The sequence below is a fragment of the Mangrovactinospora gilvigrisea genome, from assembly GCF_001879105.1.
In the GTDB taxonomy this organism is placed as follows: Bacteria; Actinomycetota; Actinomycetes; order Streptomycetales; family Streptomycetaceae; genus Mangrovactinospora; species Mangrovactinospora gilvigrisea.
This window is the reverse complement of record NZ_MLCF01000189.1, coordinates 1-435: the sequence shown is the minus strand read 5'-3', so window position 1 is coordinate 435 and position 435 is coordinate 1. Positions and strand designations below refer to the sequence as shown.

The window sequence follows — 435 nt, the reverse complement described above, 5'->3', positions numbered from 1 at the left end:
TTCACCATCTCGGTCGTCCTTCTACCAGAGGAGTCGCTATGTCCAAGAAGTCGCACCCCGGTGACGGCAGCCACGGCCGCGGGGACAAGGGTTTCGCCTCGGTCGGCACCCGCGTGACGCCGCGTGAGCTCGCGGGCGCGGTTCTGGCCCTGCTGGGCCGTCGCGGCTGATCCTGACGGCCCGTACGGGCGGGGTGGGGCCGGGCCACCGGCCCCACCGGCAGGGATCGGTGAGGAACGGATGAGCATGGGGCGGGGGCTGCGATCCTGACGGCCTCCGCCCCGCGATGCGCCTCCAGGTGCCCGCCCTGCCCTCCCCTTGCCCCGCGAACCGGCGGCGGGAGCTGCCGGGTTGGCGGGGTGCGAACGGGTAGAGGGAGCCCAATGGTTGCGGTTTACTCTCATCTCATGCTATGCTCTACATGTCATCAGGAAG

1 protein-coding gene is annotated in these 435 nt (G+C 70.1%); it reads left to right on the top strand.

Annotation, left to right across the window (positions count from 1 at the left end; all coding sequences use genetic code 11):
- The first annotated feature begins 38 nt into the window (after nucleotides 1–38).
- The gene (locus tag BIV57_RS26545) at nucleotides 39–170 is read left to right on the top strand and encodes a hypothetical protein (RefSeq protein WP_265737009.1); all 132 of its coding nucleotides are present in this window, start codon (nucleotides 39–41) and stop codon (nucleotides 168–170) included.
- Nucleotides 171–435: the final 265 nt, after the last annotated feature.